This window comes from Ferrovibrio terrae (assembly GCF_943371255.1).
In the GTDB taxonomy this organism is placed as follows: domain Bacteria; phylum Pseudomonadota; class Alphaproteobacteria; order Ferrovibrionales; family Ferrovibrionaceae; genus Ferrovibrio; species Ferrovibrio terrae_B.
The window spans coordinates 23,078-49,165 of the sequence record NZ_CALRUC010000019.1; the positions used below are offsets into that span (position 1 = coordinate 23,078).

Sequence of the window (26,088 nt, forward strand, 5' to 3'; positions counted from 1 at the left end):
TGTGGTGCTAGAGGCCTTTCAGCGCCGCCGTCGCGCCTTCGGCCGCCTCGATGCCGAGCAGCTGCTGCATGGCATCGACATCTTCCAGCAGCGGCGTCAGGCCGCGGCCCTGGAAATGCTGCACGCCCAGGCCGATGCCGGCGGCAACGGCGCCGGTGCTGTCGCAATGGCAGAAGATGCCCTTGTGCCGCAGCATCTCCTGGTGCTGGGGCGACAGCGACTGCAGTTCAGCGGTCATCCGGCTGAGCAGCGCGGCATCGGCATCGAATTTCAGATAGTCGGCGGTCTGCCAGTCCTGCTCGCTCAGGCGCGCGACAGTGTCCGCATGGATGCCGTCGAGGCAGAGCTTGACCTCATGGCGCCGCAGGATCTGCAGGGCGGTTTCGCGCAGGGCCGGGTTGGTCTGCCATTCGACCAGCGGAATCTCCACCATCAGCTGGCGCACCTCGACGGCCGGCTTTTCGGTCAGCAGGCGCAGGAAGGCGGTGCTGATGACGGTGACCAGATGCAGGTTGATCGACAGCGGCCGGCGCAGGCTGCGATGCTCGGCCATGATCTGCGCCATGATGCGCTGGTCGAGCAGTTCGGTCGCCTTGCCGAACAGCCAGATATTATCGCGCAGCGACATGCCCACGGCGCGTTCGACGGCGGCGATGGAAATCCAGGTTTCATCGGCCAGCGCCGCCGGCGCCTGATTGGGCAGTAGCGTCCAGATCACCTGCCGGCGCCGCTGGCTGGCCAGGTCGGCCTGCCAGAGGATGCGATGCACATCGATCACCTTTGACAGGGCATCGAGGTCGGGCGGCGCTTCATCGCGCAACGGCACAACCCGTTCCGATGGCGGGGCGGGCGACTGTTCCATCAGGCGGCGGGCCGCCTCGGCGAAGCTGTCGGCCTGCTTGTCCATGTCGAACTGGCGCAGGCTGATCGAGCCATGGCGCCGTTCCTGCAATTCGTCGCTCAGGGCCTCCAGCTTGCCGCGCAGCCGCTGCATCACTTCGGGCACGGCCAGCAGGACCAGGATATTGCGCGCCAGCGGCACGGCATCGACCGGCTCGCCCAGGCTGCGCTCCTCGATGAACCGCGCCATGCTGCGGAACATGATGCGGCTGTGAATGTTGGGGATGGCCGACAGGTCGATCAGCACGGCGATCTTGCCGGCATGCTGCCGGCGCAGGCGTGCGGCGATCTGGTGGAGCGGGACTGCCGCGGGCATCACGGCGCTGATCTTCTGTTCCATCTGGATTAATCCTCGATCACCAGGGTTACCCGGCGATTGCGCGCGCGGCTTTCAGGATCGGTATTCTGCACCAGCGGCCGGGAATCGGCATAGCCTATTGCGCGCAGGCGGCGCACGGGCAGGCCATTGTCGGTCAGGACACGTACCACCGCGCCAGCGCGGCCGGCGGACAATTCCCAGTTGGACGGAAAGCGGTCGGACCGGATCGGCCGGTCGTCGGTATGGCCTTCCACCGAGATCACGCCGGGCAGGTCGCGCAGCAGGGCGGTCAGGCGGTGCAGCATGCGCTGGCCGTCCGGCCCGATCTCGCTTTGGGCCGAGGCAAACAGCAGGCGGTCGCGGATCGCGATGCTGACGCGGTTTTCCTGGATCTGCAGCTGCACCTGATCCTCCAGGCCGTTGCGCCGCAGGGCCTCGACCCAGCGGTCGACGGTGGCGCGGGTCATCGGGGACACCGTGACATTGGCGGGCAGGGGCTGGTCCGCCGGCACAGCCGGCTTCGCAGCGGGCGCCTCGGGTGTCATGGCCGCATCGGCGAAATCATGGCGTGGCAGCGTGCCGGTTTCGATCTGCAGCACATTCACCACGGTGGGGCGGGTTTTCTTGTCGATCCACAGCATGCCGACCAGGGTGAGAAACACGATCATCAGCAGCGTGACCATGTCCATGTAGCTGACCACCCAGTCCTCGCTTTCCTCGGCCGCACTGCCGGCGGCATGCGTCTCGGCCAGCAGGGCCATGCGGCGGGCTGCCAGTGCCGCTTTCGGGGCTGCCTTCGGCTCAAGCGCGGATTTCATCGCGGGTCTCGTTCAGGAAGGCCTGCATGGCATCGGCCACCACGGTGGGCGAGCGGCCAAGCGATACCAGCATCACGCCTTCCAGCAGGATGTTGAGCGTGGCGATGCGGCGCTGGGTACGCTGCTCGATCTTGATGGCAATCGGCTTGAAGATCAGGTTCGACAGCACCACGCCATACAGCGTGGCCAGCATGGCCACCGCCATGCCGCTGCCGACGCGGGCGATATCGCCCGAGCCCAGCTCGCGCAGCATGGCCACCATGCCGGCCAGCGTGCCGAGCAGGCCGAAGCCGGGCGCCAGCGCGGCCAGCGTGCGGAACAGCCGGGCCTGGGCGCTTTCGATCTCGGCCATCTTGCGGATGCGCCAATTCATGATCTGCATCAGGTCGTCCATCGGCGTGCCGTCGATCACCAGCTGCAGACCGAGCCGCAGAAAAGGGCTGCTGACCCGCGCGGCGCGTTCCTCGGCCTGCTGGATGCGCTTTTGCGCCAGATGGCGGGCCACATCGACCAGGTCGGTGATTTCGGTGCGGATGCTGGTATCGGAGCGGAAGATGGCGCCGAAGGCATGCAGCGCGGCCAGCAGTTCGCGGCCCTGGAAGGCGATCAGCGCCGAAACCGTCACGCCGCCGAACACGATGATGAAGCCGGTCAGGTTCAGATAGGCAAGCAGGTCGCCCTCGCTGGCGGCGACAAACCACAGCAGCGCCAGCGCACCGGTCAGTCCGATCACGGTGACCATGCTGATCTGGCCGCTGCGGCGCTGGGCCGGCCGGGGGCTCACGGCAGGTCTTTCCGGCGGTCTCCGGCGGGAGACAGGGCACGGTGCGTTTCGGCAATCATTTTGTGGAATCGTTTCGGGGACGGCATCGGGAAATCGGCGAAGGGTCAGTCTTGCAACGGACGCTCGTAGATTCGATGACCCAGATCAATTTGAAATCCGGATACCCACCGCTAAATTTTTGGCAACGTTCCGGTGAAACGGTGGAATCTGCAACTTTTGCAGTAGTTCATTTGCCGTCTGTGGCACGCTTCGGGCGAAATACCGCTTCGGCGCGCGGCCGCAGGCGCCCCGGGTGGCCGGCGACATGATGCCGCCGGCCACCGCAATCAACAGCGGCCGGCGCTATTCCGGCTTCACATCGGCGATCTTGATCACCTCGGCCCAGCGCTTGATGTCGTCCTGCAGGAAGGCGGCGAAGGCCTTGTCGGTCTTCACGTTCACCGCCATGCCCTGCTTGAAGAAGGTCTCGCGCACGCTGTCCTTCTTCATCACATCCAGGATCAGCTGGCGATAGCGCGCCAGCGCCGCGTCCGGCACGCCGGCGGGGGCGAGGATGCCAAGCCAGGCATCGGCCTCCACACCCTTCACGCCAGCCTCGTTCACGGTCGGCAGCTCGGGCAGATGCGGCGAGCGCTTGGGCGAGGCAACCGCGATGGCGCGCAGCTTGCCGGCCTGGATCTGCGTCAGCACGGTAGGCGTGGTGGCGAAGCTGCAATCGACATGGCCGCCCAGCAGATCCTGCAGCAGCGGCGCCGAGCCCTTGTAGGACACATGCGTCATGTTCACGCCGGCCTTGGTCTTGAACAGCTCCAGCGTCAGATGCGAGGCCGAGCCCTGGCCGGTCGAGCCGCAGTTGATCTTCCCCGGGTCTTTCTTGGCCAGCGCCACCAGGTCGGCCACGGTTTTCACCGGCAGATCGTTCTTCACCACCAGGATATGCTGCAGGTCGGCCAGCAGCGCGATGGGCGCGAAATCCTTCACCGGATCGTAGCCGCCGCCATTGGGCAGCAGCGAGATGTTGGTGGAGAAGGTCTGGTTGGTGCTGGCGATCAGCTGCGTGCCATCGGCCGGGCCACGCGCCACGCGCAGGGTGCCGATCACGGTGGCGCCGCCGGGCACATTCTCCACCACGGCCGGCTGGCCCAGGCCAGCGCTGATCTCCTGCGCCACCAGGCGGGCCAGGCTGTCGGTCGGCCCGCCTGCGGGGTAGGGCACGACGACCGTGACCGCCTTGGACGGCGCCCAGCCTTGCGCGAAGCTGAAACCGGGCATGGCGGTGAGCATGGCAGCGCCGCTGCCCAGTTCGATGAACTGGCGACGATTGAACATGGGTATTCCTCCGCGAAACGACGTTTTTTGCAAACTCTTGGGCCTGAGGTTACAGCGTTTCCGGGCTCACGCGCACCAGTTGCTTGCCGAAATTTTTGCCGGTCAGCAGTCCCATGAAGGCCTTGGGGGCATTCTCCAACCCCTCGGCGATGTCTTCGCGGTATTTCAGTTTGCCCTGCTTGATCCAGCCGGCCATCTCGGTGATCGCGCCAGGCCAGTAGCTCATATGCTCGGAGATGATGAAGCCCTGCACTTTTGCGCGGTTTACCAGAATATGGCGCATGCCGGTGAAGGCATGCGGCTTGCCGTCATAGCCTGAGATCAGGCCGCAGATGGCGATGCGCGCGAAGCTGTTCAGCCGGCCGAACACCATCTCCATGATATCGCCGCCGACATTCTCGAAATACGCATCGACGCGATCCGGCGTTGCCGCCTTGAAGGCGGCCTGCATGTCGCCCGCCTTGTAGTCGATGCAGGCATCGAAGCCGAGATCCTTCACCACGTAATCGCACTTGTCCTTGCCGCCGGCGATGCCGACCACGCGGCAGCCCTTGATCTTGGCGATCTGGCCTACGGCCGAACCGACCGCGCCCGACGCGGCCGAAACCACCACGGTTTCGCCGGCCTTGGGCTCGCAGATCTGCATCAGGCCGTAATGGGCGGTGCAGCCCGGCATGCCCAGCACGCCCAGCGCGGTGGAGATCGGCGCCACCTTGGGATCGAGCACGCGCAGTTCATTGGCCTTGGCGACGGCATAGCCCTGCCAGCCCAGCATGCCGTTCACATAGGTGCCGACCGGCAGCTTCTCGACGTTGCTCTCGATCACCTGGCCCACCGTGCCGCCGCCCATCATGTCGCCCGGATTGAGATGGGCGGCATAGCTGCGCACCGCGTCCATGCGGCCGCGCATATAGGGGTCGAGCGAGAGGTAGATGTTGCGCACCAGCACCTGGTCGGGACCGGGCTTGGGGATGTCGCGCTGGACGATCTCGAAATCGGCCTCGGTGACCGCACCCTTGGGGTGCTGCTTCATCAGGACTTGCGTGTTCTTGGTCATGGTGGCCTCCCTGCCGAAATGGCGTGTTTTGTGGGAGGTAGTTAAGGCAAATCCACACCGCTTAGGAAGGCCCGCCGGCCGCTGACGTTGCGGCAGCGGCGATCTTTGCCTAGGGCACCAGCACGTAACTGCCTGGCGCATCGGCCAGCGGAGCATAGCCGGCCGCAGCGGCGCCCATGCCGGGCGGGGCGACCGGGGTGCCCGATGCGGCCTGCAGCCAGGCCAGCCATTCCGGCCACCACGACCCGTCATGCTTGGGTGCCGTCGCCAGCCATGCATCGGGATCGATATAGCGGTCGGCATGGCCTTTCGCCATCACCTGATAGGTCCGCGCCACGCCGCCGGGCGGCGACACGATGCCGGCATTGTGGCCGCCGGTGGTGAGCAGGAAGGTGATGTCGGTATCGGTCAGCAGGTGCAGCTTGTAAACCGAGCGCCAGGGCGCGACATGATCCCAGGCGGTCGCCACCGCAAAGACCGGCGCACGGATATCGCTCAGCGCCACCGGATGTCCGCCGGCGACGAAGCGGCCTTCGGCCAGATCGTTGTGTAGGAACAGTTTGCGCAGGTATTCGGAATGCATGCGATAGGGCATGCGGGTGGCATCGGCATTCCACGCCATCATGTCGGTCATGCGGCGCGGTTCGCCCATCAGGTAGTTGTGCACCAGGCGCGACCAGATCATGTCGTTCGAGCGCAGCAGCTGGAAGGCCCCGGCCATCTGGCGCGAGTCGAGATAGCCCTGCTGCCACATCACATCGTCGAGGAAGCTGAGCTGGCTTTCGTTGATGAACAGCGTCAGTTCGCCGGCCTCGGTGAAATCGGCCTGCGCCGCCAGCAGGGTGACTGTCTTCAGCCGCTCGTCGCCATCGCGCGCCATTGCGGCGGCGGCGATCAGCAGCAGGGTGCCGCCCAGGCAATAGCCCACCGCATGCACCTTCTGCTGCGGCACGATCGCGTTGACCGCCGCCAGCGCGTCCATCACGCCCAGCGTGCGGTAATCCTCCATCGTCAGGTCGCGGTCGCCAGCATCGGGATTTTTCCACGACAGGCAGAAGACGGTATGGCCCTGGCTGACCAGATAGCGGATCAGCGAATTCTGCTGCGACAGGTCGAGGATGTAATATTTCATGATCCAGGCCGGCACGATCAGGACCGGTTCCGGCCGCACGGTGCCGGTTTGCGGCGCATACTGGATCAATTCGATCAGGGCATTGCGATACACCACCTTGCCCGGCGTGGCGGCAAGATTGCCGCCGACGGTGAAATCCTCCGTGCCGGCCGGTTTGCGGCCAGCCAGCTGGCGCTGCCAGTCGTCGATGAAATTGCGCCAGCCATCGATCAGGTTCCGGCCGTTCTGTTCGACGGTGCGCTGCAGCACTTCCGGATTGGTCCACAGGAAATTCGACGGTGCCATCATGTCGAGAATCTGCCGCGAGGCGAATTCGACCTGGTTGCTGTGCTGCTGCGTCATGCCATCAATGCCGGTGGTGGCGTTGTGCCACCACTGCTGCTGCAGCAGGAAGGCCTGGCTGAGCAGGTTGAACGGCCATTGTTGCCAGGCCGGGGCGGCAAAGCGCCGGTCCTGCGGCAGCGGCTCGATGCAGGCTGGCGCTTCGGGGCCCTGCAGGGCACAGCGGCTCATATAGGTGGCCAGCCGCGACAGCTTGCGGGCCGCCTTCATGGCCAGGAAGGTCTGCTGCCCGGGCGACAGGGCCAGATGCACGGCCCAGTCGAGATAGGCAGCCCACAGGGCCGAGGGTGCCAGGCCGCCCGTCAGTCGGGCGGCCTGGGCATGCAGTGTGCGGTCGATGATCTTGGCCAGCGGTTCATCGCTGGCTGCGGGCCGGGACGGCTCGGTTTCAGCCGGACGCGGGGCGACCATGCGCGGTGGACTCAACTGATTCATGGTTTTGCAATCCAACCGTCTGAATGGCGGGCCATCGGTCCGGCCACAACGGACCTGTTATGCCGCTTTTCCCCGTGCCGCCTCTGCGGCCGGCTGCGTCGGTATCTTGGCCTGCGCATGTTTCCACATGTCCTGCAGCCCGTCGGCATAGATCGTTGCGATCTGCCAGCCGCAGCCCCAGGCCAGGTCATTGATATGGCGCATGCGCGCGATCATGCGTTCCGAACTGTCATGCAGCTCGGTGAAATAGGCCGACAGGCCGGCCGCCGGATCGTCGCCGGCCTTCGGCGGCGCGAGGCTCTTCAGCAGCTGTTCACTTTCCAGCTTGAACAGTTCCGGCTCGCTTTCCCAGATCGCCTGGCTGGTCTTGGCCAGCACGTCATAGGCACGGGCGAAGGTGGCGGCGCCGCGTTCCTGGACATCGCTCAGATTGGCGGCCAGCATGGCGGCAGGTTCGAAGCTGGGGATTTTGGCGGTCTGCGTGGCAGGCATGGCGGACTCTCCTGAGTGGGTGTGCTCCTGAACGATTAAACAGCATCAGCATGACAGCTTCTCGATCGCGCGCATTGATCAGCGTCAAGCCGCATCGCATGCGGATTTGGGGCGCTTGTCGGCGACAGGCAACCCTGCGTTTCATGATGTGATGCGACGCCGGCTGATCTGCCGGCACGGGCCAAGGCCGGTATGCCGGGAAATTTTCGCGGGCATATGCCATTTCTGCTGATCTGGGGCTGGTTACGGTACTAGTCCATCCGGTATCCGGCGGGCTACACTGCCCCGCCTTGAGCCACACTGGCTGCAAGGGTAAGTATCGGCCCCTCAAGCATTTAACCCCGCTGTACCGATGTCCGCCGCTCCGCCCGTCACACCCGCCGACCGCCTTCGCATCGCCATGGCCCAGATCAACCCGGCCGTGGGCGACATCGCCGGTAACCGCCGGCTGGTGGAGCAGGCCCGCGCCAGTGCCGCGGCCGGACAGGCCGATCTGGTGGTGTTCCCCGAACTGGTGATCGTCGGCTATCCGCCGGAAGACCTGGTGCTGCGCCCCTCGGTGCAGGAGGCCTGCGAGGCTGCCGTGCGCGACCTGGCGGCCCAGACCGCCGATGGCGGTCCGGCATTGCTGGTCACCTCGCCCTGGCGCGAGAAGAACAATCTGTACAATTCCGCGCTGCTGCTCGATGGCGGCGAGATCGTCGCCGTGCGGCACAAGCATGAGCTGCCGAATTACGGCGTGTTCGACGAGAAGCGCCATTTCGCCGCCGGGCCGCTGCCGGGTCCGATGGTGTTCCGCGGCGTGCGGCTCGGCGTCATGGTCTGCGAAGACATGTGGATGCCCGATGTGGCCGAATGCCTGTCGGAAACCGGCGCCGAAATGCTGATCGTGCCGAATGGCTCGCCCTATGAAGAGAACAAGTGGGACCAGCGCCTGCCGCTCGGCATTGCGCGTGTGGTCGAAACCGGCCTGCCGCTGATGTATGTCAACCGCACCGGCGGCCAGGACGAACTGGTGTTCGATGGCGGCGGCTTCGTGCTCAATGCCGATCACAGCCTGCCGGTGCGCCAGCCTGATTTCATCGACGACATCGCGGTCACCGAATGGCATCGCGGCAACGACGGCTGGGTCTGCGCCAAGGGCCATATCGAACAGCCGCTCAACACCATGTCCAGCATCTACCAGGCCATGGTGGTCGGCCTGCGCGATTATGTGAACCGCAACCGCTTCCCCGGCGTGGTGCTCGGCCTGTCGGGCGGCATCGATTCCGCGCTGTCGGCGGCGGTCGCGGTCGATGCGCTGGGCCCGGAGCGCGTGCGCTGCGTGATGCTGCCGTCGAAATACACGTCGAAGCGCAGCCTCGACGATGCCGCCGCCTGTGCCAAAGCGCTCGGCGTGCCCTACGAGACCATCCCGATCGAGCCGGCCTATCAGGCTTTCGAGAGCATGCTCGGCCCGGCTTTCAGGGATACGAAGCTCGACATCACCGAAGAGAATCTGCAGTCGCGCATCCGCGGCGTCACCCTGATGGCGCTCAGCAACAAGTTCGGCCATATGGTGCTGACGACGGGCAACAAGTCGGAAATGTCGGTCGGCTATGCCACGCTCTATGGCGATATGTGCGGCGGCTACAGCGTGCTGAAAGACGTCTACAAGATGACTGTCTATGCGCTGTCGCACTGGCGCAATGAAAACCGCCCGCTGGAAAGCCTCGGTCCCGAAGGCGTGGTGATTCCGGCGGCCATCATCGAGCGTGCGCCGACCGCCGAGCTGCGCGACAACCAGACCGACCAGGACAGCCTGCCGCCCTACGAACAGCTGGATGCCATCCTGGAAATGCTGGTGGAAAAGGAAATGCCGGTGCGCGAAATCGTCGCCGCCGGCCAGCCCGAGGATGTGGTGCGCCGGATTCAGCACCTGCTCTATATCGCTGAATACAAGCGGCGCCAGGCGCCGCCCGGCGTCAAGCTCACCGCCCGCAATTTCGGCCGCGACCGCCGCTATCCGATTACCAACGCCTTCCGGGATGCGCCCAAGGATTCTGGGAAATGACCGGCATCTCGGTACGTTTCGCGCCGAGCCCCACGGGCCGGCTGCATGTCGGCAATGCGCGTGGTGCGCTGCTGAACTGGCTGTTTGCGCGCAAATCCGGCGGCAGCTTCCTGCTGCGGCTGGACGACACCGATACGGCGCGTTCCACCGATGACTTCGCCCAGGGCATCGAGGCCGATCTGCGCTGGCTCGGGCTCGACTGGGACCGCTTTGCCAAACAGTCCGACCGTTTCGCACTCTACACGGCGGCGACGGACAGGCTGAAATCAAGCGGGCGCCTTTATCCCTGCTACGAAACCGCGGAAGAACTCGACCTGCGCCGCAAGATCCAGCTCAGCCAGAAAAAGCCGCCGGTCTATAATCGTGCCGCACTGAAGCTGACCGATGACGACCGCGCCAAACTGGAAGCCGAGGGCCGCAAGCCGCATTGGCGGTTCAAACTTGAGCATCGCATCACTGCCTGGGACGATATCGTGCATGGCCGCGTCGAGATCGATGCCGCTTCCTTAAGCGATCCCGTGCTGGTGCGCTCCGATGGCTATCCGCTCTATACGCTCTCCTCGGTCGTCGATGACGGCGACCTGAAGATCAGCCATGTGATCCGCGGCGAGGATCATGTCACCAACACGGCGGCGCAGATCCAGCTGTTCGAGGCGCTCGGCTATACCGTGCCCACCTTCGGCCATTTCTCGCTGCTGCTCGATGCCGATGGCGGCGGCCTGTCCAAGCGTCTGGGCTCGCTGTCGCTGGCCGATCTGCGCGATCAGGGCTACGAGCCGATGGCGCTGAATTCGCTGCTCGCCCGGCTGGGTTCGGCCGATCCGGTCGAGCCGCAGCTTGAACTGGCCACGCTGGTGGCCGGCTTCGATCTCGGCCGTTTCAGTCGTGCGCCGGCCCGCCTCGATCCGCATGAGCTTGATCTGCTCAATGCCAAGCTGCTGCATGCGATGGACTTCGCGGCGGTGCAGCCGCGTCTGCCGGCTGGCGCCACCGAAGCCTTCTGGCTCGCCGTGCGCGGCAATATCGGCCGGCTGTCCGAGGCCGCCGACTGGTGGCCGGTGATCTCTGGCGACATTGCGACGGTGATCGAAGACAGGGCGGTGGTGGATGCCGCCGCCGAGACTCTGCCGGCCGAGCCCTGGGACGGCACCACCTGGAAGGCCTGGACCCAGCAAATTTCCGCCAAGACAGGCGCCAAGGGGAAGGCTCTGTTCCACCCCCTGCGGCTGGCCTTGACCGGGCGCGACAAGGGGCCTGAAATGGCGCCGCTGCTGCCGCTGATCGGTCGCGACCGCGTGGCCCGGCGCCTGAGAGGAATGTGACGTGAGCAAGGACCGCGTTTATCTGTTCGACACGACGTTGCGGGACGGTGCCCAGACCCAGGGTGTCGATTTCTCGGTCGAGGACAAGCGCGTCATTGCCAGGGCGCTGGATAAACTCGGCGTTGCCTATATCGAGGGCGGCTGGCCCGGCGCCAATCCCACCGATTCCGAATTCTTCGCCGCCAAGCCGGCCCTGAAGCGCGCCAGGTTCGTCGCCTTCGGCATGACCAAGCGGCCGGGCCGCTCTGCCGAGAATGATCCGGGCCTCGCCGCCATCCTCAATGCCAGCGCCGATGCCGCCTGCCTGGTCGGCAAGAGCTGGGATTTCCAGGTCGATGTCGCGCTCGGCATTTCGCTGAACGAGAATCTTGAGCTGATTGCCGACAGCATTGCCGCCGCCCAGAAGAAATTCGGCGAGGCGATGTTCGATGCCGAGCATTTCTTCGATGGCTACAAGGCCAATCCGAAGTTTGCCTTCGACTGCCTGAAGACGGCGCTGGATGCTGGTGCGCGCTGGGCCGTGCTCTGCGACACCAATGGCGGCACCATGCCCTATGAGGTCGAGCGTATCGTCGGCGAGGTGGTGGCCAAGCTCGGCGATGGCGCGAAGCTCGGCATCCATACCCATAACGACACCGAGAATGCGGTGGCCAACACGCTGGCCGCGGTGAAAGCCGGCGTGAGACAGGTGCAGGGCACGCTGAACGGTCTGGGCGAGCGCTGCGGCAATGCCAATCTGATCGCGCTGATCCCCTCGCTGATGCTCAAGCCCTGGTTCGCCGAGCATATCGATATCGGCCTGAGCGATCAGGATCTCACCCATCTGACCACCACCTCGCGCCTGCTGGACGAGCTGCTCAACCGCGCGCCGAACCGCCATGCCGCCTATGTCGGCGCCTCGGCCTTTGCGCATAAGGGCGGGCTGCATGTCTCGGCGGTGATGAAAGACCCGCGCACCTACGAGCACATCCCGCCGGAGACGGTGGGCAACACGCGCAAGATCCTGATCTCCGACCAGGCCGGCCGCTCGAACCTGCTGGTGCGGCTGAACGAGGCCGGCATCAAGTATGATCCGAATGACAGCCGGCTCAATGCGCTGCTCGATGACGTGAAGCAGCGCGAGGCCGAGGGCTACAGCTACGACGGCGCCGAGGCGAGCTTCGAGGTGCTGGCGCGCCGCGCGCTCGGCCAGATGCCGGAATTTTTCCGGATCCGCAGCTTCCGCGTGATGGTAGAACGTCGCCACAATGCGCGCGGCGAGCTGGTCACCATCTCGGAAGCCACCGTGAAGCTGGATGTCGATGGCCAGACGCTGTTCTCGGTGGCGGAAGGCAACGGCCCGGTCAACGCGCTGGATCATGCGCTGCGCAAGGATCTCGGCCGTTACCAGGGCTATATCGACGACCTGCGCCTGGTCGATTTCAAGGTGCGTATCCTCAATGGCGGCACCGAGGCGACCACGCGGGTGATGATCGAGTCCGCCGATGCCGCGGGCAATCGCTGGTTCACCGTCGGCGTGTCGCCCAACATCATCGATGCCGCCTTCGTGGCGCTGATGGATTCGATCCAGTGGAAGCTGCTGCGCGATGGCGCCCAGCCCTCGAAGTAATGACCGGAACAAACAGGCCGAAGCTGGGCAAATACGCGCCGCCGGGCCCGCTGCGGCGCGGCCCGGTGATCGTGCTGGTCGAGCCGCAGCTGGGCGAGAATATCGGCGCGGCGGCGCGCGCCATGCTGAATTGCGGCATCACCGAACTGCGCCTGGTCAATCCGCGCGACGGCTGGCCCAACCCGGCGGCCTATGTGCTGGCCAGCAAGGCTGATCCGGTGCTGGATGCGGTCAGCGTGTTCACCAGCACTGCCGATGCGGTCGCCGACCTGCATCGCATCTATGCCACCACGGCGCGCCATCGCGACATGATGAAAGAGGTCGTCACCCCGCGCGAGGCGGCAGCCCGCATGCGCGCCGAAGAGAAGGACGGCTTCCGCGTCGGCATCCTGTTCGGCCGCGAGCGCACCGGGCTGGACAATGAAGACGTCGCCCTGGCCCATATCGGCATCAGCGTGCCGCTCAATCCGGGCTTTTCCTCGCTCAATCTGGCCCAGGCCGTGCTGCTGCTCGGTTATGAGTGGTTCACGGCGGCTGACGACACGGCGCCGAGCCGGCTCGACACCGTGCGCGGCGGTTTCGCCACCCAGGAGGAACTGCAGGGCCTGTTCGACCACATCGTGGACGAGCTGAACCAGTCGGCGTTTTTCCACAATGTCGAGCCCAAGCGCGGCGCCATCCTGCGCAACCTGCGCAGCGCTTTGCAGCGCGTGCCGCTGGCGAGCCAGGAAGTCCACACCTTCCGCGGCATGCTGAAGGCGATCGCGCAGGGACGGCCGCTGCGCGCGGCCCTGCGCAGGAAGAAGCCGGCCGAAGAGTAGGGCAGCGCCCGATTGCAGCGCGACAATTCCGCGCTGGACCGGCTCGGCTGTTGCGTCCTAGGATTGCCGTAACAAAAGGAGCCCCCATGTGCCAGGCAACAGCATCCGCGACCCCCACCCAGCAGGCCGATGACGAACGCGTGCGCATCACGCGCTGGGATTTCGCGCCCGGTGCCGCCACCGGCTTCCATGTGCATGAATATCCCTACACGGTGACCTATCTCACCGCTGCGAAACTGAAGATCGTCGACAAGGATGGCCAGGAAAGCCTGGTCGAGATGGCCGCCGGCGGCAGCTACTCGCGGCCCAAGGGCATTGCCCATGACGTGATCAATGCCGGCGCCGCACCGATGGCCTTCGTGGAAGTCGAGATCAAGCTGGGCGCTTAACCCTTCTTCGCCATGCCGATGCTCTTGCCGGCCTGCGGCGGGCGCGGCAGCCGGTCATGGCCGGCCAGCATCGCGGCGAACAGGCGCTGGTGTTCGGCCGGGAAGGGACAGCTGCGGCGCGTCGCCAGATCGACATGCACCAGGATCTGTTCGCTGGTCGCCGCCAGATAGCCCTTCTCGGCGTGATACATGCCCATGAAATAGTGGATGCGCTTGGCGTCAGCCCCCAGCAGCTGGAAGGTGAAGCGCAAGGCATCGCCCTCGACCACCTCCTGCAGATAGCAGACATGGGTTTCCAGCACGAAGGTGCTCAGGTTGGTGCGCTGCACATAGCTCCAGTCGAGATCGAAGGGGATGAAAAACCGGTCCAGCGCCTGGTCGAAGATCACGTTGTAATAGCCGACATTCATATGGCCGTTGGCATCGATATGCTCAGGCCGCACCACCATGCCGGTCAGCTCTAATGCCGCATCGAAGGGCTGTTGAGCGTAATCCAGCGTGTCTTGAGAAGAATTCATCACAATCGCCTTGCCGGTTTCGTTTCCTCGGATACCCTAGTGTCCATGTCCTGGGACCCGACGCAATACCTGAAATTTGCCGGCGAGCGGCTGCGCCCCGCCGTCGACCTGCTGGCCCGCGTGCCGCTGGTGGCGCCGGCCTCCGTGGTCGATCTCGGCTGCGGCGCCGGCAATCTCACGCCGCTGATCCAGCAGCGCTGGCCGCAGGCCAGACACACCGGCGTCGATTCCTCGCCCACCATGCTGGCGAAAGCGCGCCTCGATTATCCGGCCGCCGATTTCGTCGAAGCCGATGTGGCAACCTGGCGCCCGGCCCAGCCGGTCGATCTGCTCTATTCCAATGCGACGCTGCACTGGCTCGACAATCACGAGACGCTGATCCCCGGCCTGCTGGACTGCCTGAAGCCCGGCGGCTGGCTCGCCATCCAGATGCCGCGCAATTTCGGTGCGCCCTCGCATATGTGCATCGTCGACACCATCGAGCTGGGGCCGTGGCGGTCGAAGCTTGAGCCGCATCTGCGCCGTCGCCCGGTCGCCGAGCCGGCGGCCTACTGGCGCATGCTGAGCGGCATCACGGCGTCGCTGGAGATCTGGGAGACCGAGTATCTGCAGGTGCTGTCGGGCGCCAACCCGGTGGCGGAATACACCAAGGGCACCTGGCTCAAGCAGTTCCTCGACCGCCTGGAGGAGCCCGAGCGCAGCGCGTTTGAGGCCGACTACCGCCAGCGCGTGGTGACGCATTACGGCAAGGAAGCTGACGGCCGCACGCTGTTTCCCTTCCGCCGCCTGTTCATTCTGGCGCAGAAGCCGCAGGTGGTGTGAGGGCGTAGGGTAGGGCGCGCCGATCGTCACACCATAAACGTCACCCTCGGATTTATTCCGAGGGTCCATCCCCACCATCCGCGCATCGGAACACGCAGATGGACCCTCGGGACAAGCCCGAGGGTGACGATATGAGCAATTCAGGCTGCTGCAGATAATTGCTCCCGCGGCGATCCTGCGCGACACTTCCCCCATGATCGCCGCCCTCACCACCATCCTGCTCTGCCAGCTGGCCGGCGAAGTGCTGGCGCGCGGCGTCGGGCTGCCGATCCCCGGCCCGGTGCTCGGCCTGGTGCTGATGCTGCTGGTGCTGGGCCTGCGCGACCGTTTCCGCGCCCGTCTGCCAGACATGCTGACCGGGCCGCAGCTGGAAACCACCGGCAAGACCATCCTGGCGCATCTCTCCCTGCTGTTCGTGCCGGCCGGCGTCGGCGTGGTGCAGCGGCTCGATGTCTTCGGCGCCTATGCCACGGCACTGGCCATCACCCTGGTGGTCTCCACCGTGGCGGCGCTCATCGCCACGTTGCTCACCTTCAAGCTCGTCCTGCGCCTCACCGGCGACAGGGAGGTGAGCCAGTGAGCAACGACTTCGCGCTCTGGGTCTTCCTGTCGCGCTCGCCGCTGCTCTGGCTGACGGTGACGCTGGCGGCTTACGTGGCCGCAGACCGCGTCTCGCAGGCGACCGGCCGGCATCCGCTGGCCAACCCGGTGCTGCACAGCATCTGGCTGATCGGCGCCATCCTGTGGGCGACATCCACGCCCTATGGCACATATTTCGAGGGCGCGCAGTTCGTGCATTTCCTGCTCGGCCCCGCGACAGTGTCCCTGGCTTTCCCGCTGTATGAGCATCGCAAGACCGTGCTGAAGACGCTGCTGCCGATGCTGGCGGCGCTGTTCGTCGGCTCCATCGTGGCGCTGGGGTCCGTGCTGCTGGTCGGCAGCCTGCTCGGCCTGCCGCAGGACCTGCTGGTGGCGATGGCGCCGAAATCGGTGACGGCGGCAGTCGCCATGGGCATCGCCAACACGCTGGGCGGCGACCCGGCGCTGACGGCGGTGATGGTGGCGCTCACCGGCATCCTCGGCGCCATCATCGTCACGCCGCTGTTCAACCTGCTGAAAGTCACCGACTGGCGGGCGAGGGGCTTCGCCGTCGGGCTGGCCTCCCATGGTATCGGCACCGCGCGGGCCTTCCAGGTGCATCCGCTGGCAGGCACCTTTGCCGGCATCGCCATGGGCCTGAACGCGCTGCTCACCGCCATCCTGGTGCCGCTGGCGCTCGGCCTGCTGGCGCGCTAAGTAGGATTGCGATTTGGGAGTGAAACGATGACCAGCAAGCCCGCAGACAAAGCCAAGGGTATGAAAAAGAACCTCGCCAACTATGGCGATGCCGGCTTTTCCGTCTTCCTGCGCAAGGCCTTCATCAAGGCACTGGGCTATACCGACGAGGCGCTGGAACGCCCGATCATCGGCATCGTCGATACCGACAGCGGCTACAATGCCTGTCACCGCAATGTGCCCGACCTGATCGAGGCCGCCTCGCGCGGCGTCATGCTGGCCGGCGGCATCCCGGTGCCGTTCCCGGTGATCTCGATCCAGGAAAGCTTCGCCAATCCTACCAGCATGTATCTGCGCAACCTGATGGCGATGGATTCGGAAGAGATGATCCGCGCCCAGCCGATGGATGCCGTGATCCTGATGGGCGGCTGCGACAAGACCGTGCCGGCGCTTCTCATGGGCGCCGCCAGCGCCAATGTGCCGGCCATCATGCTCGTCACCGGGCCCATGCTGGCCGGATCGTGGCGCGGCGAAAAGCTCGGCGCCTGCACGGATTGCCGCCGCTTCTGGGCGCGCTATCGCGCCGGCGAGGTGAATGACCAGGAAATCAACGAGGTGAATTCCGAACTCGCCCCCACCATCGGCACCTGCGGCGTGATGGGTACGGCCTCGACCATGGCGCTCACGGTGGAAGCGCTCGGCATGATGCTGCCGGGCGGCGCGGCCGTGCCGGCAGTCCACGCCGAACGTCGCCGGCTGGCCGAACAGACCGGCACGCGCGCCGTGGCGATGGCCGCCGAGGGGCTCACTCCTGACAAGATCCTCACCCCTGCTGCCTATCGCAACGCGCTGCGCGTGCTGCTCGCCATCGGCGGCAGCACGAATGCTCTTATTCACCTCACGGCCATGGCAGGCCGCTCCGGCATCGCCGTCGATCTCGAAGGCTATGACAGGATGGGCCGCGAGACGCCGGTGCTGGTCGACTTAAAACCCACCGGCCAGCATTACATGGAAGACCTGCACAAGGCCGGCGGGCTGACGCCGATCCTGCGCGAGCTGGGCGGCCTGATCGAGCGCGACTGCCTCACGGTGACGGGCAAAACGCTGGGCCAGAATATCGACGCCATGCCGCCCGGCTGGAAACAGGATGTGATCCGCACCATGGCGGCGCCGGTGTATAAAAATGGCGCCATGGCGGTGCTGCGCGGCAATCTCGCGCCCGATGGCGCCATCATCAAGCAGGCGGCGGCCACACAAAGCCTGCTGCAGCATGAAGGCCGCGCCGTGGTGTTCGACAGCCTGCCGGATATGGCGGCGCGGCTCGATGCGCCCGATCTCGATGTGAAGGCCGATGATATCCTGGTGCTGCGCAATGCCGGCCCCAAGGGCGCGCCGGGCATGCCCGAGGCCGGCTATATCCCGATCCCGAAAAAGCTGGCGCAAGCCGGCGTGAAAGACATGGTGCGCATTTCCGATGCGCGCATGAGCGGCACGGCCTATGGCACCATCGTGCTGCATATCGCGCCGGAATCGGCGGCCGGCGGTCCGCTGGCGCTGGTGCAGACCGGCGACCGCATCAAACTCGACACCGAAGGCCGCCGCATCGATCTGCTGGTGGACGAGGCGACACTGGAAAAACGCCGCGCGGCATTGCCGCCGCTGCCGACCGGCGAGGGAAGGCGCGGCTACGAGCGGCTCTATTTCGATACGGTGACGCAGGCCGAGCAGGGCTGCGACTTCGACTTCGCCATGCCGGCGATCACGAAAAAGGTGCCGTGACAAATTCTATTCAAGTTTGAACCGACGCCTAATAGCGATCACTAAAAATATGACCGACAGTGTTCCGCCTAGTCCGACCAGCGCGAGCCCCGTGGTCCAGTAAGGGGATGTACTTATTAATATTGGTTTTGATTGTATAATTCCGAGTGGATTTAAAATGCTGGAGATTGAGTAGGTAAGGCTCCGAAGTAGTTTTGCTTCAACGCTTGACCCGACAAGAGATTCTTTCCATCCAATTACCTCTGGCCCTTCAGGTTCTTTGATCGCACCCGCAAAGAAGCAGAGGCAGGTCATCAAAGCGAAAAAGAAAAGTAGAGACTTTAACGCCCTGGATGGGGAGTTTCCAAAATCTGCCATGATTTCATAGATCCAGCTGAAAAATCTGTTTGGAATACTCTCGAGTGATCGATCAAGTGCAAGTTCTGCGCTATGAAATACGCCTGCGGCGAGCATATTGTTCATCTTTAGAAGATGACTCCTGATATCTCGGAGACGTTGAGGATTCATATCTGTGCCAGCTTCTCTAGGCAGATATAGATTTCGAATTATGACAGGACCGCTGAACGGGTTATTTATTTCACCACTCTGAACAACTAAAGAAAGAACTCCTCCTCCATTCACTTCTAAGTGGCGGATTGCATTTTTCTTCAAATTCAAAGTCGATATCCAAGTGTTTTTCAAATCAAGATACACAGCTTGGTCATCGTAAATGGACAATTCTCGGATATGGCATTGGTCAAAAATTATCATGTGCCGGGTAGCAGGGCCGGTGATATGGAATTGAAGAATTTCAACGGATTTGAATTCTAGAATCTGCTCATGGTGGGTGCTGATATCGATTCTCGTAATCCGATTTCTGATGGATGGAAAATCGATAACTGTGGTGGGGAAATCATCGTTGATAGTTAGCTGTAAGTTTTTTCCGCTTGTGATTGCATCCTGGATGCGACCTTGGAATCCTACTTTGGTTCCCGTGTAATGGTCATGATGGGAGTCACGAGTGTGTTGGGCGTAGTTTAAGAGAGCGGTTTCTTGGCTCGGTGACCATGCTTGATCTGACATTTTTGCGTTGTGGACACTGAAATCCTTTGGCACAAACCGTGCGTTTATGAAGCGCTGGAACCAGAGTTTCATATTTGCTTGCCCTCCCCCACAAAAAATCAGAATTACCCCACTAGATTACTACACGATCGCTTCGGTCCACCGCGAATCCTCACCACCTAATTTCGGCTTTCCGCCGGCAGTCTGCACCTGTATGCAGCCACCACTCTCACCCCGCCGTCGACCTGATCGCCGCGGCCAGCGTCCTGAGCGACTGCCGCGCCGCCGGGTCGGTCAGGCTGGCATAGAGCACCAGGTCGCGCGGCGGCAGCGCCGGCAGGCCGAGCGCCGGGCCCACATCCACCGTGCCCGGTGGCGCAACGCGGCGGCCGAGCACGGCAACCGCCAGCCCGGCCGAGACGGCGGCCGCGATGGTGCCGACGCCGCCGCCGACAAACACCTCGCTCCAGGCGATGCCGGCCGCATCGAGCGCCGCCACGCCCATGCTGCGCATACCGCAGGTGGCCGATTGCGCCGCCAGCGGCAGCGGCTCGCCCGGCCGATGGGTGAAATCGCGCGCCGCCATCCAGGCAAAGGATTCGGTGAGCAGCACCTCGCCGCCGCGCCGCCCGGCCTCATGCCCCTGCACGATGGCGGCATCCAGCGCGCCGGCATCGAAGGCGGCGAGCAGGTCGCGCGAGCTGCCCACCTGCATCTCCAGCACCAGGCCCGGCTCGGCATGTTTCACCCGCTGCAGCAGCAGCGGCAGTTCGGCGCCCACCGCATGGTCGCTGATGCCGACGCTGAGCCGCCGCCGCTCGATGGCAAAGGCCTCCAGCGCCTCGCCATGGGCGGCGATCAGCCGGCGCGCGCGGTCGAGAAACAGCTGGCCGGCGGCGGTCAGCCGCACCCGGCGCGGCGTGCGCTCGAACAGGCGGCGGCCGAGATCGTCTTCCAGGCGCTTGATCTTCAGGCTGACGGCCGACTGCGTCGCGTCCATCGCCTCGGCGGCGCGGGTGAAGCTGGCGAGGTCGGCCACCAGCACGAAAGCCTGCACGCATTCGATATCGAGCGCTTTCATATCGGCCAATCATTGGAAATAGAAATCATTGAAATATGATTCCATATGATTTTCGAATGGTCAATGCCGCGCTATCCTCCCCGCTATCGGTTCCACCAGGAGGATCACCCCATGCCGCTCACCCGTGTCTCGCTCCGCCGCGGCAAGCCCGCCGCCTATCGCCAGGCCATTCTCGATGGTCTGTATGCGGCCATGCGCGAAACCTTCACCGTGCCCGAGGACGACTATTTCATGCTGGTGACCGAGCATGACGCCGCCGATTTCTGGTGCAGCCCCACCTATCTGGGTGTCGCGCGCAGCGACGATCTGGTGGTCATCCAGCTCACCGTCAGCAACACGCGCAGCAGCGCGCAGAAAAAGGCGCTGTATCGCCGCATCACCGAAAAGCTCACCGCCAGCCCCGGCCTGCGCCCGGAAGATGTGTTCATCAACCTGGTCGAGACGCTGCCGGAAAACTGGTCGATGGGTCACGGCCTCGCGCAATATGCCAAGGACGACGCGGCATAAGAGTCAGGAGGGCGGGGCGCCGGCTTGAATTTTCCGGCTGCCGCCCCACCTCAATGATCTGCTCTTGCTCATCGTGAATCCGCAAGACCCGCTGCCGGCCGTCCAGCCGGCAGTTTGCGTTTCCGGCTGTCGGATCGAACCGGATCGCATGGGCTTCACTTGGCTTCACTTGGATCGCATGGGATCGCATCGGCGCCCAATGGGATCGACTTGGCCCTGAATGGGCCGCGATTGGCGCCGAACTGGCCGAGGCTGTCGTGCCCCGGCACAGTCTTTTCAGTGCGTTAGCCCGGCTTTTTCAGCCCCAGCAGCCTGAACACCGGCGGTACGGCGATCACCACCACCGCGATGCGGAAAATATGCATGCTCGCCACGATGGCGACCTCGACGCCAAGGCCCAGCGCCACCAGGCTCATCTCGGCCATGCCGCCGGGCGACAGCACCAGCATCAGCGCCTCGCTCTTGATGCCGGCCCAGTCCGCAAACGCGACCGTCATGCCGACCGCCACCGCCAGCATGGCGAAGGTGGCGAGTGCGGCGTAGGTCGCGATGCGGCCGACCTCTTTCAGCGGCGTGCCGACGAAGCGGCAGCCCAGTGCGGCCCCCATCACCACCTGCGCGGTGGCAACCAGTTCCGGCGGCGGCGAGGCATGCGACCAGCCGGCCAGATGCACGATGGCCGAGACCACCATGGGGCCGACCAGCTGCGCGGCGGGAATACGGAAGATGCGCGCGGCATACCAGCCGATCACGCCGCAGGCCACCAGCAGCGCACCCTCATGCCACTGCAGCTGCCACATGTGGTCGCCCTGCGCCATCGGCGGCACGTTCAGGTTTTCGATGAAGCGGAAATACACCGGCACCGTCATCACGGTGAGAAACACGCGCAGCGCATGGGTCAGGATGATGCTGCGGCCGTCGCCGCCGTAATGTTCGCCCACCAGGGTCATTTCCTGCAGGCCGCCGGGTGCCGCCGAGAAATACGCCGTCACCGGGTCGAGCCGCGCCAGCTGGCGGAACATCACGTAGCAGATCGTGGTGACGATCGGGATATAGGCCAGCATCAGGATGATGAGGCCAATCCATTCGCGCGCGCGGTCGATCATCTCGGGCTTGAAGGCGCTGCCCAGCATCACGCCGATCACGGTGATCATCACGGCGCGCAGCCGTGGTTCGACACGCAGCGTCACGCGCTTGTCGAGGCCGCCGAGCGCCAGCACGCCGGTCAGGAACATGCTGCCCAGCATCCAGGCCAGCGGCATGCGCAAATACAGGAACACCGCACCGCCCGCCGCGCCGATCAGCAGCGCGGGCAGGCTGGATGCCAGGTTGCGCAGCATGTTGTTTACGCTGCGATGTAGCGGCCCAGCCGCACGGCGGTCTGCCCGGGCTTCAGCCGCTTGGTCGGCATGATCAGCACGCAGTCGTCATAGGGCGTTGTGATCGGCGTGCTGCCGTCATGGGCGATCACGGTGCCGGCGCGCGGAATCGATTCCAGGCCGCTGTAGCTCTGCGCGAAGCTGAAGTCGTCGGTGGCGATGGTGATCGCATCGGTCACCTCGACGAATTTCTGCACCGCCTGCGGCGCCGGCGCCAGCTGGTGGCGCGCCAGATCGGCCGCAGAGGCCTGGCCCACCGCATGCAGGAAGCGGAACATGGTTTCGATGGCGACGCCGCGGCTCGCCTGGTCCCAATGCTGGCCGCATTCCACCAGCAGGGCGTTCTTGGCGCTGTCGGGATCGCCGAAGCCGCCGTAATCGCGCATGCGCAGGCCGGCCTTGTGGCCCTGGTCGGCGACGACTGTTGCCGGTACGCCGACTTGCGCGGCAAAGGCGCGGCCCTTGGCCAGCGGCCCGGCCAGCATCAGCGGCGGCGAGGGCTGCTGCATCGAATGCAGATCCAGCAGCAGGTCGATCTCGGCCAGCAGCGGCTCGATCTCGCGGGCGCGGTCCAGTTCCACCGAGCGGCGCGTGCTGTCCAGCGCATTGGCGCCCCAGACACGGTTCATGTCCTCATCGACAAAGCGCGAGGCGGTCGGCTCGTTCGGGTCGAAGCGGGTATAGGCGGCGACGTTGCAGAAGATCAGGGTCAGCCGGCCGGCCGCGGGCTGGAATTTCTCGCGGAACAGCAGGTCGAGGGCATGCGCGCCGCAGACCTCGTTGCCATGCACCAGCGCAGTGATCGCCGTCTGCGGGCCGGGGCGGCCAGAGTCCAGCACATGGGCATAGGGAATGCCGGTATTGCCTTCGCGGTACTGGGAAATCGGGAGCGGGAGCAGCGGATTGGCGGGGAGCGCGGACATCGGTCTCGTTTGGAATGAATCGCAGGAAGGGCCCTGCTGCTGTTATAGCCCCATCATCATGGCCAAGCCCAGTCGCATGGGCAGCCTGTTGGCAGGGTTGAGGAAATTTCCCGTCCGGGATAGCGTGGCGGCATGATCTCGATGAGCGGAATTTCCCCGATTGCGGCCTCGCTGAACGGCCTGCGCCAGGCCGAGCAGTCCCTGGAAGCGGCGGTCGAGGCGGTCAACAGCGGCAGTCTCGATCTCGACAGCATGGCAAAGGCTGCCGTGCTGCTGCAAAGCGCCGATATCCAGGCCGGCGCCAGCGCGGTGACATTGCGGGCCGGCATCGACCTGCAGAAGCACGCCATCGACATCCTGGCCTGAAGGCTTCAGATTCCGGCAACAGAGCGCTGCATCGCCACGCGCTTGGTGATATCCAGCCCGGCGGCATGCTGGCGGGCGATGACAAAGCGCAGGTCCGGCCCGATGGCGTCGTCGGGGATCTCGCTGAAGCCGAGCCGCGCATAATAGGGCGCATTCCACGGCACATGGCGGAAGGTGGTCAGCGTCAGCCGGTCAAGATCCAGCATCCGCGCCAGGTTTTCCGCCGCGCCCAGCAGCGGGATGGCCAGGCGGTTGCCGGCATGGTCGGGATGCACGTTGAGTTCCTGCACATAGAGGCCGTGATCGAGTTCGCCGCACAGCACGAAGCCGACCGGCCAGTCGGTCATGTCGGCGACGACGAACAGCGTGCCGTCATTCACCGCCTCGCGCAGGTCGTCGCCATGGGTCGGCTCGTAGCCGGCCACATCGGGAAAGCCGGCGGCGATGAAGGCCTGGCCGGCGGTGCGCTCGATATCGCGCAGCGTGCCGGCTTCGCTGCGGCGGGCGGGACGGACGGTGTAGCTCATGCGGCCATCATAACAAAATGGCCGGGACAAGCCCGGCCATAATGCTGGTGCCGCTGCGCTGCGGATTTATGCAAACGCGTCTTCCCAGTTACCCTGGGTCGAGGCCTTGGAATACTCGGTGGCGCGGTTTTCAAAGAAATTGGTGTGTTCCACGCCGTTGAGGATCGCGTCCAGCCAGGGCAGCGGGTTTTTCGCCACGCGATACATCGGCTGCAGGCCGAGCTGCAGCAGGCGGCGGTCGGCGGTCCAGCGGATATAGTCCTTCACTTCCTGCGCCGTCAGGCCCTGCACGCCCTCGATCTCGAAAGCGAGGTCGATGAAGGCATCCTCATGGTCGACGATGGTGGAACAGGCGACATACAGCTCGCGCTGGAACTCGTCGTTCCACACTTCCGGGTTTTCATCGACGAAGGTGCGGAACAGCTGGATGATCGAGTTGGTGTGCAGGCTTTCGTCGCGCACCGACCAGGAGATGATCTGGCCCATGCCCTTCATCTTGTTGAAGCGCGGGAAGTTGAGCAGGATGGCGAACGAGGCAAACAGCTGCAGGCCTTCGGTGAAGGCGCCGAACACGGCCAGCGTCTTGGCGATATCGGCCTTGGTCTCGACGCCGAACTGCTGCATGTAGTCGTATTTGTCCTTCATCTCCTTGTAGCGGAGGAAGGCCGAATACTCTTCTTCGGGCATGCCGATGGTGTCGAGCAGGTGCGAGTAGGCGGCGATATGCACCGTCTCCATGTTGGAGAAGGCGGCCAGCATCATCTGCACTTCGGTGGGTTTGAACACCCGCGCGTAATGCTTCATGTAGCAGTTGTTCACTTCCACATCGGCCTGGACGAAGAAGCGGAAAATCTGCGTCAGCAGGTTTTTCTCGCCCGGCGACAGCTTCTTCTGCCAGTCCTTCACATCGTCGGCGAGGGGCACTTCCTCGGGCAGCCAGTGCACGCGCTGCTGGGTCATCCAGGCTTCGTAGGCCCACGGATACTTGAAGGGCTTGTAGACCGGCTTGGAGTCGAGCAGCGACATGGGTTCCTCACTCTGATTCTGAGCGGGCAATATCGCAATATCTGGTGGGTCCAGCAAGCCCAAACCCCCTAGGGGTGGGGCTCAAGCTGTGGATATTTGGCCCGGCAAACCAGCCTGAACTGTGGATTACTCGGCTTTTGGCGCCATCAGCCCGTCGGCCAGGCCGCGCAGCTCGGCGCGCAGCCGGCCGATCTCGGCCCGCTCCAGCGGCAGCAGGCAGCCCAGATCGCTGTGCACCTTGCGCATGGTGGCCTTCAGCTTGCGGCCCTCGGCGGTCAGTGCGACCACGACCTGACGCTCGTCATCCGGGTCCCGGGTACGCTGCAGCAGGCCGGCCTGTTCCATGCGCTTGAGCATGGGGGTGAGCGTGCCGGAATCGAGATAGAGCCGCTCGCCGATGTCTTTCACCGTCAGGCTGTCCTGCTCCCACAGCACCAGCATGACCAGATACTGCGGATAGGTGAGGCCGAGCGGCTCCAGCTTGTCGCGATACAGCCGGCCCATCGCATTGGACGCGGCATAGAGCGCGAAGCAGAGCTGGTTGTCGAGCTTGAGCTGGTCGTCGGCAGACATGGGATTCTCGCGGCAATTAGGCGGCGCCGGACCATATAGCCCGGCGCCGCGAGTCGCAGTTTAGACCGAAGTCTCGAGCGTCGCCTCGATATTGCCCTTGGTCGCCTTGGAATACGGGCAGACCTGATGGGCGGCGGCGGTGAGCGCCTCGGCCTGGGCCTTGTCCATGCCGGGCAGGGCGACGGCGATCTTGGCGTTGAGGCCGAAGCTGGTCTCGTCCTTGCCGATGCCGATGGTCACGGTGACGGTGTTGCCGGCCGGCAGCGCGATCTTCTGGTTGCGGGCCACCAGGCCAAGCGCGCCCTGGAAGCAGGCGGCATAGCCGCTGGCGAAGAAGGTTTCCGGGTTGGCGGCATTGCCGGGGCCACCCAGTTCCTTGGGCATGGCCAGGGTCATGTCGATGATGCCGTCGGCCGAGGTGACCTTGCCGGAGCGGCCGCCGGTGGCGGTGGCAGAGGTGGTGTAGAGC

At 64.6% G+C, this 26,088-nt stretch carries 27 protein-coding genes; 11 read left to right on the forward strand and 16 right to left on the reverse strand.

Features of this window, described 5'->3' with window-relative positions; genetic code table 11:
- Positions 1-7: 7 nt before the first annotated feature.
- From AAG799_RS06555 to AAG799_RS06585, 7 genes are all read right to left on the reverse strand, one after another.
- Complete coding sequence (locus AAG799_RS06555; RefSeq protein ID WP_341895005.1) at positions 8-1,240, reverse strand: hypothetical protein; 1,233 nt, start codon at positions 1,238-1,240, stop codon at positions 8-10.
- 5 nt (positions 1,241-1,245) lie between these two features.
- A complete protein-coding gene (locus AAG799_RS06560) occupies positions 1,246-2,037 on the reverse strand; it encodes an OmpA family protein (RefSeq protein WP_341895006.1) in 792 nt (263 codons plus the stop codon).
- A complete protein-coding gene (locus AAG799_RS06565) occupies positions 2,021-2,821 on the reverse strand; it encodes a MotA/TolQ/ExbB proton channel family protein (RefSeq protein WP_341895007.1) in 801 nt (266 codons plus the stop codon). Before AAG799_RS06565 ends, AAG799_RS06560 begins: the two co-directional genes overlap by 17 nt.
- Before the next feature lie 342 nt (positions 2,822-3,163).
- Positions 3,164-4,150 (reverse strand): tripartite tricarboxylate transporter substrate binding protein, encoded by a 987-nt coding sequence (locus tag AAG799_RS06570; RefSeq protein ID WP_341895008.1) that lies wholly within the window; start codon positions 4,148-4,150, stop codon positions 3,164-3,166.
- 49 nt (positions 4,151-4,199) lie between these two features.
- Positions 4,200-5,207 carry an NADP-dependent oxidoreductase gene (locus tag AAG799_RS06575; protein WP_341895009.1) on the reverse strand — a complete coding sequence of 336 codons (1,008 nt, stop codon included), beginning with the start codon at positions 5,205-5,207 and terminating at the stop codon, positions 4,200-4,202.
- Positions 5,208-5,316: 109 nt separating this feature from the next.
- Positions 5,317-7,116, reverse strand: coding sequence for an alpha/beta fold hydrolase (locus AAG799_RS06580; protein ID WP_341895010.1), 1,800 nt, complete (start codon positions 7,114-7,116; stop codon positions 5,317-5,319).
- Positions 7,117-7,173: 57 nt separating this feature from the next.
- Positions 7,174-7,608, reverse strand: a complete 435-nt coding sequence (locus AAG799_RS06585) for a hypothetical protein (protein ID WP_341895011.1) — start codon at positions 7,606-7,608, stop codon at positions 7,174-7,176.
- 352 nt (positions 7,609-7,960) lie between these two features.
- On the opposite strand from AAG799_RS06585, the gene AAG799_RS06590 reads away from it, so the two are divergent.
- From AAG799_RS06590 to AAG799_RS06610, 5 genes are all read left to right on the forward strand, one after another.
- Entirely contained in the window at positions 7,961-9,661 is a 1,701-nt protein-coding gene (locus tag AAG799_RS06590) for an NAD+ synthase (RefSeq protein WP_341895012.1), read from the forward strand.
- A complete protein-coding gene (gene gltX / locus AAG799_RS06595) occupies positions 9,658-10,983 on the forward strand; it encodes a glutamate--tRNA ligase (RefSeq protein ID WP_341895013.1) in 1,326 nt (441 codons plus the stop codon). The genes AAG799_RS06590 and gltX overlap by 4 nt, the downstream gene beginning before the upstream one ends.
- A gap of 1 nt (position 10,984) precedes the next feature.
- Positions 10,985-12,592 carry a citramalate synthase gene (gene cimA, locus AAG799_RS06600; protein ID WP_341895014.1) on the forward strand — a complete coding sequence of 536 codons (1,608 nt, stop codon included), beginning with the start codon at positions 10,985-10,987 and terminating at the stop codon, positions 12,590-12,592.
- Positions 12,592-13,413 (forward strand): RNA methyltransferase, encoded by an 822-nt coding sequence (locus AAG799_RS06605; RefSeq protein WP_341895015.1) that lies wholly within the window; start codon positions 12,592-12,594, stop codon positions 13,411-13,413. The genes cimA and AAG799_RS06605 overlap by 1 nt, the downstream gene beginning before the upstream one ends.
- Positions 13,414-13,499: 86 nt before the next feature.
- A complete protein-coding gene (locus AAG799_RS06610; RefSeq protein WP_341895016.1) occupies positions 13,500-13,802 on the forward strand; it encodes a cupin domain-containing protein in 303 nt (100 codons plus the stop codon).
- Here the strand turns inward: AAG799_RS06610 and AAG799_RS06615 are convergent.
- Positions 13,799-14,320, reverse strand: a complete 522-nt coding sequence (locus AAG799_RS06615; RefSeq protein WP_341895017.1) for a thioesterase family protein — start codon at positions 14,318-14,320, stop codon at positions 13,799-13,801. The two genes, AAG799_RS06610 and AAG799_RS06615, sit on opposite strands and share 4 nt — an antisense overlap.
- Before the next feature lie 45 nt (positions 14,321-14,365).
- Here AAG799_RS06615 and AAG799_RS06620 point away from each other — a divergent pair, with 45 nt between their 5' ends.
- From AAG799_RS06620 to AAG799_RS06635, 4 genes are all read left to right on the forward strand, one after another.
- Positions 14,366-15,142, forward strand: a complete 777-nt coding sequence (locus AAG799_RS06620; RefSeq protein WP_341895031.1) for a methyltransferase domain-containing protein — start codon at positions 14,366-14,368, stop codon at positions 15,140-15,142.
- A 193-nt stretch (positions 15,143-15,335) separates the two neighbouring features.
- Positions 15,336-15,722: a CidA/LrgA family protein gene (locus tag AAG799_RS06625; RefSeq protein ID WP_341895018.1), complete on the forward strand. Its 387-nt coding sequence runs from the start codon at positions 15,336-15,338 to the stop codon at positions 15,720-15,722.
- On the forward strand, positions 15,719-16,438 hold the full coding sequence (locus tag AAG799_RS06630) for an LrgB family protein (RefSeq protein WP_341895019.1): 720 nt from the start codon (positions 15,719-15,721) through the stop codon (positions 16,436-16,438). The genes AAG799_RS06625 and AAG799_RS06630 overlap by 4 nt, the downstream gene beginning before the upstream one ends.
- Before the next feature lie 27 nt (positions 16,439-16,465).
- Positions 16,466-18,196, forward strand: coding sequence for an IlvD/Edd family dehydratase (locus AAG799_RS06635; RefSeq protein WP_341895020.1), 1,731 nt, complete (start codon positions 16,466-16,468; stop codon positions 18,194-18,196).
- A 6-nt stretch (positions 18,197-18,202) separates the two neighbouring features.
- Here the strand turns inward: AAG799_RS06635 and AAG799_RS06640 are convergent, their stop codons facing one another.
- The gene (locus AAG799_RS06640) at positions 18,203-19,330 is read right to left on the reverse strand and encodes a hypothetical protein (protein ID WP_341895021.1); all 1,128 of its coding nucleotides are present in this window, start codon (positions 19,328-19,330) and stop codon (positions 18,203-18,205) included.
- A 136-nt stretch (positions 19,331-19,466) separates the two neighbouring features.
- Positions 19,467-20,318, reverse strand: a complete 852-nt coding sequence (locus tag AAG799_RS06645) for a LysR family transcriptional regulator (protein WP_341895022.1) — start codon at positions 20,316-20,318, stop codon at positions 19,467-19,469.
- Between the two features lie 111 nt (positions 20,319-20,429).
- Between AAG799_RS06645 and AAG799_RS06650 the strand changes: the two genes are divergently transcribed.
- The gene (locus AAG799_RS06650) at positions 20,430-20,825 is read left to right on the forward strand and encodes a tautomerase family protein (RefSeq protein WP_341895023.1); all 396 of its coding nucleotides are present in this window, start codon (positions 20,430-20,432) and stop codon (positions 20,823-20,825) included.
- 284 nt (positions 20,826-21,109) lie between these two features.
- On the opposite strand, the gene AAG799_RS06655 is transcribed toward AAG799_RS06650, so the two are convergent.
- Positions 21,110-22,165, reverse strand: a complete 1,056-nt coding sequence (locus AAG799_RS06655; protein ID WP_341895024.1) for an AbrB family transcriptional regulator — start codon at positions 22,163-22,165, stop codon at positions 21,110-21,112.
- Between the two features lie 5 nt (positions 22,166-22,170).
- Positions 22,171-23,127 (reverse strand): succinylglutamate desuccinylase/aspartoacylase family protein, encoded by a 957-nt coding sequence (locus AAG799_RS06660; protein WP_341895025.1) that lies wholly within the window; start codon positions 23,125-23,127, stop codon positions 22,171-22,173.
- 141 nt (positions 23,128-23,268) lie between these two features.
- Between AAG799_RS06660 and AAG799_RS06665 the strand changes: the two genes are divergently transcribed.
- Positions 23,269-23,493, forward strand: coding sequence for a hypothetical protein (locus tag AAG799_RS06665; protein ID WP_341895026.1), 225 nt, complete (start codon positions 23,269-23,271; stop codon positions 23,491-23,493).
- Between the two features lie 5 nt (positions 23,494-23,498).
- Here AAG799_RS06665 and AAG799_RS06670 read toward each other — a convergent pair whose 3' ends face one another.
- The 4 genes from AAG799_RS06670 to AAG799_RS06685 form a co-directional block, all read right to left on the reverse strand.
- Positions 23,499-24,020, reverse strand: coding sequence for a GNAT family N-acetyltransferase (locus AAG799_RS06670; RefSeq protein WP_341895027.1), 522 nt, complete (start codon positions 24,018-24,020; stop codon positions 23,499-23,501).
- A gap of 66 nt (positions 24,021-24,086) precedes the next feature.
- Entirely contained in the window at positions 24,087-25,046 is a 960-nt protein-coding gene (locus AAG799_RS06675; protein ID WP_341895028.1) for a ribonucleotide-diphosphate reductase subunit beta, read from the reverse strand.
- Between the two features lie 126 nt (positions 25,047-25,172).
- The gene (locus AAG799_RS06680) at positions 25,173-25,619 is read right to left on the reverse strand and encodes a MarR family transcriptional regulator (protein ID WP_341895029.1); all 447 of its coding nucleotides are present in this window, start codon (positions 25,617-25,619) and stop codon (positions 25,173-25,175) included.
- Between the two features lie 60 nt (positions 25,620-25,679).
- The coding region (locus AAG799_RS06685) for an organic hydroperoxide resistance protein (RefSeq protein ID WP_341895030.1) at positions 25,680-26,088 on the reverse strand (409 nt) is incomplete at its 5' end.